10 protein-coding genes and 1 pseudogene are annotated in these 12,377 nt (G+C 65.8%); 3 read left to right on the forward strand and 8 right to left on the reverse strand.

Annotation, left to right across the window (positions count from 1 at the left end; all coding sequences use genetic code 11):
- Positions 1 to 27 precede the first annotated feature (27 nt).
- The 5 genes from ABT115_RS02305 to ABT115_RS02325 form a co-directional block, all read right to left on the reverse strand.
- Positions 28 to 1,758, reverse strand: a complete 1,731-nt coding sequence (locus ABT115_RS02305) for a hypothetical protein (RefSeq protein WP_351783137.1) — start codon at positions 1,756 to 1,758, stop codon at positions 28 to 30.
- A 29-nt stretch (positions 1,759 to 1,787) separates the two neighbouring features.
- A complete protein-coding gene (locus tag ABT115_RS02310; RefSeq protein ID WP_093896703.1) occupies positions 1,788 to 1,931 on the reverse strand; it encodes a DUF6760 family protein in 144 nt (47 codons plus the stop codon).
- The gene (locus tag ABT115_RS02315) at positions 1,928 to 2,386 is read right to left on the reverse strand and encodes a hypothetical protein (RefSeq protein ID WP_351783140.1); all 459 of its coding nucleotides are present in this window, start codon (positions 2,384 to 2,386) and stop codon (positions 1,928 to 1,930) included. The genes ABT115_RS02310 and ABT115_RS02315 overlap by 4 nt, the downstream gene beginning before the upstream one ends.
- Positions 2,386 to 2,829: a phage tail protein gene (locus ABT115_RS02320; protein ID WP_148833117.1), complete on the reverse strand. Its 444-nt coding sequence runs from the start codon at positions 2,827 to 2,829 to the stop codon at positions 2,386 to 2,388. The genes ABT115_RS02315 and ABT115_RS02320 overlap by 1 nt, the downstream gene beginning before the upstream one ends.
- A gap of 75 nt (positions 2,830 to 2,904) precedes the next feature.
- Positions 2,905 to 4,455 carry a phage tail sheath family protein gene (locus tag ABT115_RS02325; protein WP_351783143.1) on the reverse strand — a complete coding sequence of 517 codons (1,551 nt, stop codon included), beginning with the start codon at positions 4,453 to 4,455 and terminating at the stop codon, positions 2,905 to 2,907.
- Between the two features lie 234 nt (positions 4,456 to 4,689).
- On the opposite strand from ABT115_RS02325, the gene ABT115_RS02330 reads away from it, so the two are divergent.
- The gene (locus ABT115_RS02330; RefSeq protein WP_502969018.1) at positions 4,690 to 8,619 is read left to right on the forward strand and encodes a phage tail protein; all 3,930 of its coding nucleotides are present in this window, start codon (positions 4,690 to 4,692) and stop codon (positions 8,617 to 8,619) included.
- 14 nt (positions 8,620 to 8,633) lie between these two features.
- Here the strand turns inward: ABT115_RS02330 and ABT115_RS02335 are convergent, their stop codons facing one another.
- The 3 genes from ABT115_RS02335 to ABT115_RS02345 all read right to left on the reverse strand — a co-directional run bounded on the left by ABT115_RS02335 (position 8,634) and on the right by ABT115_RS02345 (position 11,434).
- Positions 8,634 to 9,188 (reverse strand): SUKH-4 family immunity protein, encoded by a 555-nt coding sequence (locus tag ABT115_RS02335; protein ID WP_351783149.1) that lies wholly within the window; start codon positions 9,186 to 9,188, stop codon positions 8,634 to 8,636.
- Between the two features lie 192 nt (positions 9,189 to 9,380).
- Positions 9,381 to 10,643 carry a cytochrome P450 gene (locus tag ABT115_RS02340; RefSeq protein WP_351783152.1) on the reverse strand — a complete coding sequence of 421 codons (1,263 nt, stop codon included), beginning with the start codon at positions 10,641 to 10,643 and terminating at the stop codon, positions 9,381 to 9,383.
- Positions 10,640 to 11,434 carry an alpha/beta fold hydrolase gene (locus ABT115_RS02345; RefSeq protein ID WP_351783155.1) on the reverse strand — a complete coding sequence of 265 codons (795 nt, stop codon included), beginning with the start codon at positions 11,432 to 11,434 and terminating at the stop codon, positions 10,640 to 10,642. The genes ABT115_RS02340 and ABT115_RS02345 overlap by 4 nt, the downstream gene beginning before the upstream one ends.
- A 211-nt stretch (positions 11,435 to 11,645) precedes the next feature.
- On the opposite strand from ABT115_RS02345, the pseudogene ABT115_RS02350 reads away from it, so the two are divergent.
- Together ABT115_RS02350 and ABT115_RS02355 are read left to right on the forward strand one after the other, a co-directional pair.
- Positions 11,646 to 12,011, forward strand: a pseudogene (locus ABT115_RS02350) (type II toxin-antitoxin system RelE/ParE family toxin).
- Complete coding sequence (locus ABT115_RS02355) at positions 12,008 to 12,325, forward strand: helix-turn-helix domain-containing protein (protein ID WP_351783158.1); 318 nt, start codon at positions 12,008 to 12,010, stop codon at positions 12,323 to 12,325. The pseudogene ABT115_RS02350 and the gene ABT115_RS02355 overlap by 4 nt, the downstream one beginning before the upstream one ends.
- Positions 12,326 to 12,377: the final 52 nt, after the last annotated feature.

Below are 12,377 nucleotides of genomic sequence, written 5' to 3' on the forward strand. Positions count from 1 at the left end.
CTGTGTTGTCGCTGTCGCTGCCGTTCATCAGTGCCGGGTGTTGATGAGAAATCCCGCTCGTTCGCGTTCCAGTCGCAGATCCGCCTTGAAGAGCCTGCTGAGCGGTGTGTACAGGGCGCGTACCAGCTCGTCGGTGACGACGGGTGCCCCGCCACCGCCGTGACCGCCGCGCTGATCGGGCGGGCCGCCGGGGGCGGCCGAGCCGTGGTCCTCGGCCGTGGGGCCGGGTTCCGGATAGGGCTCCGGGTCGGGTTCGGGCGCGGCCTCCTGGGGCGGATCCGGTGGCGGTGGCTCCTCCGTCTCGGTCTCGCGCTGGACGACGGGCGGCGCGTACGACGGTGGCGGCGACCCGAAGACGACGCTGCCGTCGGCCATCCGCTGAGCCACTCCGGCGGCCACGGCGACCGAACCGGCCGAGGTGAAGGAGGGCGCGGAGGGGGTGGAGGGCGCGGAGGGGGCGTGGGCGGCGGACGGTGCGGTACGGCTACCGGAACCCGGCAATGAACGAGGCACCGGCGGCCCCCCGGCTGCCTGCCGCTGAAGGGCGGGAAGCGGCGGGGAAGCCGCGCCCGCCTCCTGCCTCGAAGCTGTGACGGCACGTTGCAGCTCCGCCGGTACGGACGGTGTCGCCGTCATCGCCGGTGCCCCCGCCCCGCCGGACGTCCAGCGCACCGGAACGGCATCGGCCAAGGACACCTGCTCGGGACTCGGCACCGGTCCCGCGCCGGCCGGCAAAGACGGTGCCATCCTGTCCACTGCGGAACGCTGTACGGCCCTGGGCCCACCACCACTCACGTTCTGCAGCGTCACGGGCCGGTCGGCGAGCAGCGGCGCGACCGGGGCCGTGCTCGGGGGCGGCGCCAGGGGAGACCGCGGCTCCACGGCAGGAGTCCGCTGCACCGCCGGCGCGGGGCCCGGCGCCGCGGGGAGCAAGGGAGAGTCACCAAGCAGCGGCGCGGTGGGCCCCCCGGAGCCGGGTTCCGCCTCCGGGGCCAAAGGCACCTGAGCGGCCTCGGCAACCTCACCGCCCCCACCGTCCACCACGCTCCGGGCAACCAGAATCTCCCTGGACTCCGCACCGGGACCTTCAACGGCGGCCTGTCGCCGTGCCGTTGGCGGCAGTGCGGACATGGGAGCACCAAGACCGGGCGCACGCCGAGCTGGACCGGGGGCGGGCGGCACCGCCGATCGCTGAACGGGCGGAGCCGGGGACGGGGACGGGTTCCGCGTCGCGGGCTCGGGCGCAGCCGATTCGGATGCCGCCGCAAGGGGCTGCTCGCCCACCAGTTGGCGCACCGGCAACTCCGCCGCGGCCACCTCCCCGGCCGACGTCATCACAGGCGCATCACCCGGAACGACGCGCTGCATGGGCACGGACAGGGATACGGGCAGGGGGACGGACCTGGCCTCGACCGGCAGCTCCGCCGAACGCTCCACGGACCGCTGCACCGGTGACGGACGGTCCGTGGTGACCGGGGCGGTGATCCCGTGCACCAGCCCGGTGGGCGCGTCGGGGCTGACCAGATGCCCGAGGGGTGTCCCGAGCGAGGCGTCCTGCCGAGTGGAGAGCGAACCCTGGAATCCGGAGGGGTCGATGACCAGATCCTGAGTGCCCAGAGTCCGCTGGATGGGCGGCAGTTCGGACAGGTCGACCCGTTCGCGCAGCGACGCCTGCGGGGCGGCGCCCGCACTGCCCGCCTCGGCGCCCGTACTCGCCTCCGTGCGCCCGCCACCGCGCAGCCAGGACATCAGGCCCATAGATTTTCCCGCCCTCCCTGCGCTGTTCGCTACTGCCCGTTGAGGCGAGCGATCTGTGCGACGAACCTCAGTCGTTCCGGGTGCTCCAGGTCCAGCAGCTCATCGAGCGGCCAGTGGAAGTGATAGGCGAGGTACGCGACCTCCTCGTAGAGCAGGTCGGCCGCGTACGTCACGATTCCCCCAGGCGGCCACCGGCGAGATTCACCGCGAACTCCTCCTGGCAGGACGGACAGGTAACAGCGGCGCGGGTGTGTCCCTCGGCGTTGATCCGCCGGTAGAAGTCCTGGAGAAAGGCCAGGTCGGAGGCGAAGAGGTCCTCGATGATGCCGGGGTGGATGTCGTCGATCGTGCCGATTCGGGTGACGACCCGGGCAATGAGCACGACCGAGAGGTACGCGGAGTTCTCCCGCACCCGGTCGTCCCGCAGCGGCACGAGTTCGTCGCGTGCGGTCGCGAGCCGCATGACGCCCGTATGGTGGACGACGCCCGCGTCGTCGACGTACCCGCGCGGCAGCTCGAAGGTGAACTCGGTACGGAGCGACTCCCGTTGACCGGGCCGCCCACTGCCGCCGGCCGGAAGGTGCGCGTCCGGCCGCTCAGGGGCCTGGGCCGGAGCCGTACGCCGCATCAGTCGAGTTCCATGCTCTCGTAGGTGATCGCGAGCTTCTCCGTCAGGACCGAGGTGTCACCGGCCTTGAGAGTGCCGATTTCGAGGGACTTCGGCCAGGCGTTGATGAGTTTGTAGCGCTTGATGGCGATGCCCTCGTGGTCGTACACGATGACCGCACCGTTGCGGCGGGCCGTGGTCATCCGGCCGAACCGGGAGTCCTTGATCCACCGTTCGAAGCTGTTGTCCTCAGTGAGGCCCCGGGTCACGGTCACTTCACCGGCCTTCGGTCGGCCCGGGAGCTTCTTGATGGCGTAGCGGCCGTCGGCGGTGTTCTGCTTCAGCTCGATGACGTCCTGCTCCATCTTCAGACCACTGACCTCGGTGATCTGCTTGATGACGACGCTGTCGAATTCGAGGCCGAAGGAGGCCCCGACGGTGCTGTCGAGATCGGGAAGTGGCACAACAGGCTCCTTTACGGCTTTTACCGCTTGGTGGACCTCAGGACGGCCGCGCTGCTCGGCCCGGCTCCGGCGGTGCTATTCGTCAACGCCGCCGGTGCCCCCGGTCAGCTGGGAGAGGCGGAAGACGACGAACTCGGCCGGCCTGACCGGTGCCACCCCGATCTCGCAGATGACCTGACCTGCGTCGATGCTTTCCGGCGGGTTGGTCTCGCGGTCGCACTTGACGTAGAACGCCTCTTCCGGGGTGAGCCCGAACAGCGCTCCCTTGCGCCACTCGTTGACCAGGAATGCCGAGACCGTGCGCCGGATACGGGCCCACAGGGCGTCGTCGTTCGGTTCGAAGACGACCCACTGCGTACCGGCGAGGATCGACTCCTCCAGGTAGTTGAAGAGACGCCGGACATTCAGATAGCGCCAGGCCGGGTCCGAGGCCAGCGTGCGTGCGCCCCAGACCCGGATGCCGCGTCCGGGAAAGGACCGGATGCAGTTCAGCCCGATCGGGTTGAGCAGATCGTGTTCGCCCTTGGTCAGCTGGGTCTGCAGGGCCACCGCCCCTCGTACGACCTCGTTGGCGGGGGCCTTGTGCACACCGCGCGACTCGTCGTTGCGGGCCCAGACCCCAGCGATGTGGCCGCTCGGCGGGACCAGTTGCGCGCGCCCCGACGAGGGATCGGCGACCCGGATCCAGGGGTAGTAGAGCGTGGCGTACTTGGAGTCGAAGTTCGCCCGGTCGGTCCGCCAGGCGCGGATCTGCTGCGGGCTCAGTCCGGGCGGCGGGTCGAGGATGGCGACACGGTCGCCCATCAACTCGCAGTGACTGACCAGCCCCTGCTGCACAGCGATGACCGACTCCAGGTCCAGCAGCCCGCGTTCGTATGCGCTCATCAGGTCCGGGACGGCGATGGTGGTGACCTCTTCGACGGCTTCGAGCCCGCCGAGGCCGGTCCGGCGGTCGGGATCGCCGACGTACACCTCCGGAGTCAGCGCCCCGGCTCCGGGTGACGCGGGCGCCGCCGGAGCCAGGGTCACGGTCTGCGGCTCGGGCTTGGCCGGGGCGGCACCGCGGGCCGTCTCGCGTATCTCGATGAGCTCCGACTTCGCGCTGACCCGGGTGGCGACGTTCTCCTTGCTGCGCTTGGTCGTGACGCCCGGGTACGTCTCCGCGACCTGCCCGTCCCGCTTCACGATCAACTGGAAGACGTCGGAGGGCGGATCGTCCCCCTCGACCTCCGTCACCTCGACGGTGACCTCTCCCGTCACACCGGGGCGGGGCTTCACCGCGTACGGCCCGAGCTGCGTCTCCGACCCCGCGGGCAGCTGCCCGGCGCTGGGCTCGTCGTCCCCTTCCGCCTGCGGCTCGGTGCCGTCACCGATACGTACCACGTAGCAGACGCCGCCACCGTTGGCGAAGAACCCGTACACGGCCGACGCCAAATACGCACCGTCGACGAAGTCACCGAACGTGCCGGCGAACTGGCTCCAGTTGGTGATCAGCGTCGGCTCGTCGAACGGGCCCTTCTGGGCGAAGCCGACGAAGGCGGCGACCGAGGTGCCCACCCCTTCGATCGGCCGGGACCCGGACTCGATCTCTTCGACGTAGACGCCCGGGGACAGGTACGACGGCATATGAGTCTCTCCTTGGCCGGGGAACGCCCGCAATTCTCGCGACAGCCGCGATCACCGGGAACGGACACACGGCCGCCCACCCGTGCACCGGCTGCTGCCCGATCAGGCAATGCCCACGTGCTGTACGTGCCGGTGGGCGCTGCCCCCGACCGCGGTGCGCATGCCCTGCGTACTGCGCAGGTACTGAACACACCCTGGGACGGCGACAGGGCACACGTTTGGCCGGGAGGGCGGATGAAGGCGGTTCCGGAGAAGGACCCCGCCTCTGTCCGTAGCGATACCACTCCTCCTCGTACGGATGTCTCACGTACGACGACACCCGCACCGGAACGCCCGCTCGGGGACCGCCCCGGCCCCGACCCCCGCAGCCTGCAACGACTGCAACGCGCGGCGGGCAACGCCGCCGTGTCCCGCCTGGTCGCCCAGCGCTACACGGCCCCCGTGAAACCGTCCCCGACTCAGGCTCCCGGATTCCGCAAAGTGAAAGCCGATGTCGCCGCCAAACGCACCAGGATCGCCGTCCATGCCCCGGCCACCGCCGAGTCGAAGTCGGCGCAGGACGCGGCCGTTGCACCACCGGACGACAAGGAGGCGCAGGGCAAGGCGGCGAACGCGGAGAAGATGAACGCGGCGAAGCCCGGCGAGTTCAACAAGCAGGCGTTCATCGACGCGGTGAACAAAGCGATCGACGCCCAGGCCCCGAAGAACCTCGATCAGGCCGACAAGTTCTCCAAGTCCGGCAAGGCCGACCAGATCAAGGACGAGGTCGACGGAAAGGTCAAGGACGGCAAGGAGTCCTCGGCCAAGGACATCGACACGGCCACCAAGGCCCCACCCGACACATCGGCGGCCAAGGACAAACCCGTCACCCCGCTCACCCCTGACCAGCCACCCGCCAACCCCGGGGCCCCGTCCGCGGCAGACGCCGTCCCCGCCCAACAACCCGCCTCCGTCACGGACTTCTCCGAGGGGCCGGCCGCCAACGACAAGGCGATGGCGGACGCCGAGGTCACCGAGGACCAACTCGCCAAGGGCAACGAACAGGAGTTCAACGAGGCCCTGTCCGCGAAGAAGACGGCGGAAGCGGACTCCGCGAAGGCCCCCGCCAAGGGCAAGGCAGCCGAAGCCCAACAACTGTCCACGGCCAAGGCAGGTGCGGCGGCGTCCGGCGCCCAGGCCATGAACGCCCTCACCGCAACCCGCACCGCGGCGGGCAAACAGGTCGACGGCGGCAAGGGCGAGACGAAGTCGAAGGACGAGAAACGGCGGGCCGAGGTCACCGCGAAGCTGCAGAAGGTCTACGACGGAACGAAGAAGGACGTCGAGACCACCCTCTCCGACCTCGACAAGAAGGTCGACACCGCGTTCACGTCGGGTGAGAAGGCGGCCCGGGACGCGTTCACCGCCGACCACAAACGCCGCATGAAGGCGTACAAGGACAAACGCTACTCAGGCATGCTCGGCCCGGCGAAATGGGCCAAGGACAAGCTCATGGGCATGCCGGAGGAGGCCAACAACCTCTTCCAGGAAGCCCGCAAGCTCTACGTCGCGAAGATGCAGACCGTCATCTCGTCAGTCGCCGACATCATCGGCGCTGAACTCGGCAAGGCGAAGGCACGCATCGCGAAGGGCCGTACGGAGCTGAAGGCCGAGGTCGACAAACTCCCCGCCGACCTGCGTCAGTTCGGCGAGGACGCGGCGAAGAACTTCGCGGGAAAGTTCGACGACCTGGAAGCCACGGTCAACGAGAAGTCCGAGCAACTGGTCCAGGACCTGGCCACGAAGTACACCGCAGCCCTGAACAAGATCGACGAGGAGATCAAGAAGCTTCAGGAAGCCAACAAGGGCCTGATCGACAAGGCTAAGGACGCGATCGTCGGCGTCATCAAGACGATCAACGAGCTGAAGAACCTCCTGCTTGGCATCCTCGCCAAGGCCGCCTCCGCGATCATGAAGATCATCAAGGACCCCATCGGGTTCCTCGGCAACCTCGTACGCGCGGTCGGCGCGGGCCTCAACCTCTTCATCACCAACATCGCCGAACACCTCAAAACAGGCGTCGTGTCCTGGCTGCTCGGCACCGCCGTCAAGGCCGGCCTCGAACTCCCCCAGAAGTTCGACCTCAAGGGCATCCTCCAGCTCATCGCCTCGCTGCTCGGCCTGACCTGGGCCAACATCCGCGCCCGCATCACCCGCAAGGGCATCCCCGACCAGGCCATGACCGCGGTCGAGTCCTCCGTCCCCGTCGCGAAGAAACTCGCCGCGGAAGGCCCCGCAGGCGCCGTCAAGGAAATCGAGTCCGAGGCGGGCGACCTCAAGGCCACCATCCTCGAAAAACTCACCAGCTACCTGATCCCGACCGTCATCATCGCCGGGATCACCTGGATCATCTCCCTCCTCAACCCCGCCTCCGCCTTCGTCCGCGCAGTCAAGGGCATCATCGACATCGTCACGTTCATCGTGAACCAGGGCGCCCAGATCGTCGAGTTCGTCAACGCCGTCCTGGACGCGGTCATCGCCATCGCCAACGGCGGCTCGGCAGGCGTCCCCAAGATGGTCGAGGCCGCCCTCGCCGCCAGCGTCCCGCTACTGATCGGCTTCCTCGCCTCACTCCTCGGCATCGGCTCCCTCGCCAACAAGGTGAAGTCCGTCTTCCACGCCGTCTCCAGGCCCGTCAACCGCGCCATCAACAAAATCGTCAACTTCATTGCAAAAAAGGGCAAAGCCCTTTGGGGCAAACTCAAAGGGAAAGACAAAAAAGACGGGAAGAACGGGAACGGCAAGGGAAAGGAAGACCAAAAACCCTCCAAAGAATCAATGGAGCGACTGGCCGCCAAAGCCGTCCGAGAGGCATATCGAGAGATATCTGGAGGGAAGAGCAAAGACGATGCCACCGGCACCCTGAAAGACATATTTAACAGATACGCAAGCCGCGGCCTCAAGAGTTTGAAGTTCGTTCGAGGCGGCAAGGGCGGCAGCCTCAAGATTCAGGCAAAGGTAAACCCGACACACGAAAGCGGACTCATTGGAAGAATCTTCTTCAACGCAAAGAATAAAGTAATCCCCGCACTCATCCATGAAGCCAGGAGCTGGACCGTACTAAAGGGTCAGAGCCCCACACGAAACATGCATGACAAGACCAAGAAAGAAACTGATGCCAAGAAAGAATACGACATACCGACATTCTCGCGCGGATTCATAGGGTGGGAAGCCTCAGGCGAAGCAGTTTCCTACTACAGTAAAATATTTCAGAGCTCAAGCTTGGCGAAGCGCGACCAAAAACTCATAAACAGCAGCAGCGACGCCCACGGAGAGGAGAAGGTCGCGGACGCAATGAACGCCCTCGTCAATGAAAGATTCGGATCAGAGGAACCACTGGGGGGAGTGGTCTTCAATATATCCATATTCATCAACCGAAGCTCTTGCGTGAACTGCGCATTACACATTGCAGAATTCATCAAGAAACTCAGGTCTCGAGGTGCGACCATAAGCGCGAATGCGCTGGCTGGAACCTTTTATGAAGGTCGGGCAAATATTGCAAACGACGCATGGGAATCAAATTCAGACCTTATCGATAAATACATTACACAGTCTCACCTTATAGACCTTTCAGACACCCAGAAGACTCTCGATGACCTCACTAAAGGAATCAAGATTCGCCGCTGGGGACAGAGCTCGGAAGACACCCTGAAGCAGATAGAGAAAGCCCGAAAGGAGTACCAAAAGGCTCTGTCGGCCCAAGGTGCGTCATCAAAAGCACCGGCCGTGCCAGAAGAATCTCAGTGGCACAGCGTCAGTGGCTCCGAGGCCGGGCGACTCGGCATTGCCATACTGGCGGCCGCCGGCGTGGTTTCCGAGGCAGCCACCATGGACTCTCTCCGGAGTTTGAATTTCAGCTCGTCCGAGGTGGCGCAAATTTCGGGATCAAAAGAAGAAGAGCACAAGCGACTGGCCGAAAATAAGCCGAACTACCGTAGGCGCGACGATGTCGGTGGTGTCGGCAAAGTGACACAGCAAATGGATCTTCTTGACAAAAGGTTCCCGGACAAGCTGCTTCGCGACCAGTTGGCCGATATCGACGAGCTTCAGGAACTGATTAAGAAGCGCGAGTCCGAGTCCGATCAGCAGACCGAATCACTGGCCGGCCAGGGTGGTGGAAGCTAACGAGCCGAAAAGGTTCAGTCCCGATACTCAGGACCAGTGACCTCTTTCGCCAGGACTCGCCACGGGCTATCCACTGGAGAGACTGCTGGCTCGTCGACTGCAAGCAGTTTTTCCACAATCGCCTCCCGCTCAGCCATGACTTCGTGTGAAGGCAAGAAGTCGCTAGCCTGACCGTCCTTATGGGCAATCATCATACATTCACTCAACTGAGCGGGTGATGAACTCATAAGTTCTACTTCTGTGGCCTCATAGGGAGAAACATAATATACTGCCCCACTGGACGGAGAAAGGCAGATGCTTCCAGCGTGCCAATATCCGATCCGCAGCAGTTGACCTGCCTCAGGCGAAAACGAGAGATTTCCGCTTTCGCACCAGTCACCGTACGTCGGGATACCCGACACAATATCGCGATCGATATAAACGGCGGAGCGGACCACCGAAGGAATCCCGATTGAGATGAGTTCTGCACGCGGAGCATCGGGAAGCGGAATTTCTGCAAGGGTCGCAGCGGGTACGAGAAATGTGTACTTCACCCCAAATACACTGACCAGATCGGCACGTGTGACCATTTTTTCTTCCTCTCTCGATATATCGCCAAGCGCAATCTTAGATACTACGCGTCCGAAGGCGGCCGTGATTGATGATTCTCCGCATTGCGCGATTCGGTGCGAAGCATGAAGGGCTTGCGCTCGAAGGCCGTGTCCAATGGACGCTTGGGTCATGCTCAGGGTCAGAGGTGCGAACGTCCTGGTTGTCAGGCGTCAAACCACCAGCACCGGCAGCGACTTCAACCCATTGATGAAGTTCGATACCAAGCGACTTGGCGGGTCTGCGAGTTGGAGTCGACCGGGTGGCAGGGCGCGGCACACCTCCTCGTACAGCGCCCGCAGTTGCAGCCGCGCGAAGTGGGCGCCCAAGCAGACATGCGGGCCGTCGCCGAAGGAGACGTGGGGGTTCGGGGTGCGGGTGAGGTTCAGGGTGAACGGGGCGGGGAAGACGCGTTCGTCGTGGTTGGCCGAGGCGTGGAAGACGACCACCTTGTCACCGGTGCGGATACGGGTGCCCGCCAACACCGTGTCCTGGGTGGCGGTGCGGCGGAAGGTCAGGACCGGGGGGTGGCGGCGGAGGAGTTCATCCACGGCGGTGGCGAACCGCGCCTCGCCGTTGCGCAGGCGGCCGTACGCCTCGGGGTTCTCCGCCAGGAGGTGCAGGCCGCCGGGGGCCGCGCTGCGTACGGTGTCGTTCCCGGCGATCACCAGCAGGAAGAAGAACATCTCCATTTCGGGCGCGGTCAGTTCGGGGTCCGTGGCCAAGGACGTCATCACGTCGTCGGCGGGGTGTCGGCGCTTGTGGGCCGCCAACGCGTGGGCGTAGTCGAACATGTCCCGCAGGGCGGATGGGGAACGGGGGTTCAGCGGTCGACCGTCCGGGCCCAGTTCCGGTGTTCCGGCCTCGTCGGGGTCCTGGTAGCCGATGACGCGTCGGGTCCAGTGGAGGAGGAGCGCGCGGTCGGTGTCGGGTACGCCTAGCAGGTCGGTGAGGTTGAGCAGGGCGTAGTCGTCGGTGACCTGGGCAACGAGGTCGCAGGTGCCGTCGCCGGCCCGTGCCTCAGTGACCGCCCGGGTGAGCAGGGAGCGGGCGCGTTCACGGACGACAGTCTCGAAGCGGTCGATGCGCTTCGGGGTGAAGGCGCGGCTGACAAGTACGCGCAGGCGTCGGTGGTGCGGCGGATCCTGGTTGAGCATCATCCGGCGTATGAACGGGAGGTCGGCGGGGACCGGGTCGCGGATCTGGGTGGCGCCCAGGTACGAGGAGTAGGTCGAGGAGTCCTTCAGGACCCGGACCACGTCCTTGTGCCGGGTGACCGCCCAGAAACCGGGGCCCGCCGGCCAGCCGAGCACCTCCGGCTCCTCCTGCCATGCCACGGGGTGGTGGTCGCGCAGGAGGCGGTAGCGGTCGTGGGGGATGCCCCAGCCGTACAGCCTGGGATCGAAGACGTCCGGCACGGCCCCGGACCCGGTCATGCCTCCGCCTCGCCGTCCTCCGCGTCCGCCCTCAGGAAGTCCTCCATCACGCGGATCAGGTCGAGCGGGGCCTCGTCCATCGCGTAGTGTCCGCACGACGGCAGCTCCACCAGTTCGGCCCGGGGAAACCAGCGCATCCAGGTGGCCCGCTGCAAGTTGGCGGACAGGGCCGGGTCCAGCGCGCCCACGACGGCGAGAGCGGGTACGGGTGAACCCTCGATCTGTTCGTGGAAGTCCTCGCCCGCCCAGGAATCCAGCCAGGCCCGGAACGCCGTGGCGTCGCTGCATGCGACCGAGCGGCGCACCATGCGGTCTAGCCAGCCCGCGGGGCGACGGCCTCCGGTGGTGGTGTCGAGGATGATCCGCCGGTTCTGCGGGGTGTGTGCCGCTGCGGCAAAGAGTTCCCACTGCTCGGGCGGAAGGGGCAGGCCGGACGCGGGGACTGGCGAGATCCCGACGATCCTGCGCACCCGCTCCGGCGCGGTGGCCAGCGTCCGCTGGACGACGGAGCCGCCCATCGAGTGACCGATCAGCGAGAACCGCTCCCAGCCGAGCCGGTCGGCCAGCGCGAGCACGTCCTCGGCCCCCTCGGCCGTGGTGTACGAGCCGTCCGCGTCCCGCGCCTCGCCGTATCCGCGCAGGTCCACCACCGCGTACTGGAACGAGCCGAGATCGAGGTCGGGCAGCACGGGGGCGTACGCGGAGCGGTCGGCGAGCCAGCCGTGCACCGCGATCACCTTGTGCGGGCCGTCGCCGTGCAATTCGTGGGGCAGAACAGGCAATGCGGTCACGCTGACTCCCGTCGCCGTACAGAGAGGAACCGGTCGGTCACCGGCCCGACCCTGACCACGGTGGCGGCAACCCCGATCTCGCGCAAGGCTCTCGACGAGCAGGCGCGACACCAAGGCACTGAGACCATGCCAACTTCTGCGGGGCCCGACGCACCACCCGTTTGAGGGACAGCTAACACGTTTCCGCCTCACCTCGCCATGGAGCCTTGAAATGGTGGGCGAGGTTCGCGAGTGGCTGCTCGGCCTGCGAAAGGATGAGCGGGACACGGCTCGGCTTGTAGGGCAGGCGCTCCAAGCGCTAGTCGAGGAAGGGCCCAACCTTGGACGCCCTCTGGTGGACAGGATCAAAGGGTCGTCGCTGCACAACCTCAAATAACTGCGGCCCGGCTCTGGCGGGAGGAGCGAAATTCGCATCCTGTTCGTCTTCGACCCTGACCGCAATGCGGTTCTCTTGGTAGCCGGCAACAAGTCGGGAAGGTGGCATGAGTGGTACAGCCAGTCGATCCCCGTGGCCGAGGGGCGGTACGACGACTGGTTGGCACGCTTGGCTCAGCGGCAGAAGGGCACATCGAAATGACTACTTTCCACTCCTGGGACGAAGTGAAGAACGAGGTCTTCGATGCCGAGGATCTTGAGAAGATCGAGCGCGGAGCCCATCGCATGGTGGCCGAGGCGCGAGCACATCGACTGGTCGAAATGCGGAAACAACTGGGTCTGGCCCAGAGCGAGATCGCTGATCGTATGCACGTGCGGCAGGAGCGGGTGTCGGCCATTGAACGTGGGAGGACGACAGCTACGGAGGTCGGAACCATCGCTGCGTACATTGCCGCACTCGGTGGGCAACTGGAGATTGTTGCCAACTTCAACGGCTCCCGCGTCGTGATCGCCTGACGCTGTGCCCGACCGGCTCGTCCGGGCACAGCAAGCCGATCTTCCAGGTGAT

The organism is Streptomyces sp. NPDC001832 (genome assembly GCF_040297265.1).
GTDB lineage: Bacteria > Actinomycetota > Actinomycetes > Streptomycetales > Streptomycetaceae > Streptomyces.

Bases quoted from the DNA above. Each gene is read 5' to 3' on its own strand.
- ABT115_RS02330 (WP_502969018.1), top strand. From the start codon at position 4,690: ATGAAGGCGGTTCCGGAGAAGGACCCCGCCTCTGTCCGTAGCGATACC.
- ABT115_RS02315 (WP_351783140.1), bottom strand. From the start codon at position 2,386: ATGCGGCGTACGGCTCCGGCCCAGGCCCCTGAGCGGCCGGACGCGCAC.
- ABT115_RS02340 (WP_351783152.1), bottom strand. From the start codon at position 10,643: ATGACCGGGTCCGGGGCCGTGCCGGACGTCTTCGATCCCAGGCTGTAC.
- ABT115_RS02355 (WP_351783158.1), top strand. From the start codon at position 12,008: ATGACTACTTTCCACTCCTGGGACGAAGTGAAGAACGAGGTCTTCGAT.
- ABT115_RS02305 (WP_351783137.1), bottom strand. From the start codon at position 1,758: ATGGGCCTGATGTCCTGGCTGCGCGGTGGCGGGCGCACGGAGGCGAGT.
- ABT115_RS02325 (WP_351783143.1), bottom strand. From the start codon at position 4,455: ATGCCGTCGTACCTGTCCCCGGGCGTCTACGTCGAAGAGATCGAGTCC.
- ABT115_RS02335 (WP_351783149.1), bottom strand. From the start codon at position 9,188: ATGGTCACACGTGCCGATCTGGTCAGTGTATTTGGGGTGAAGTACACA.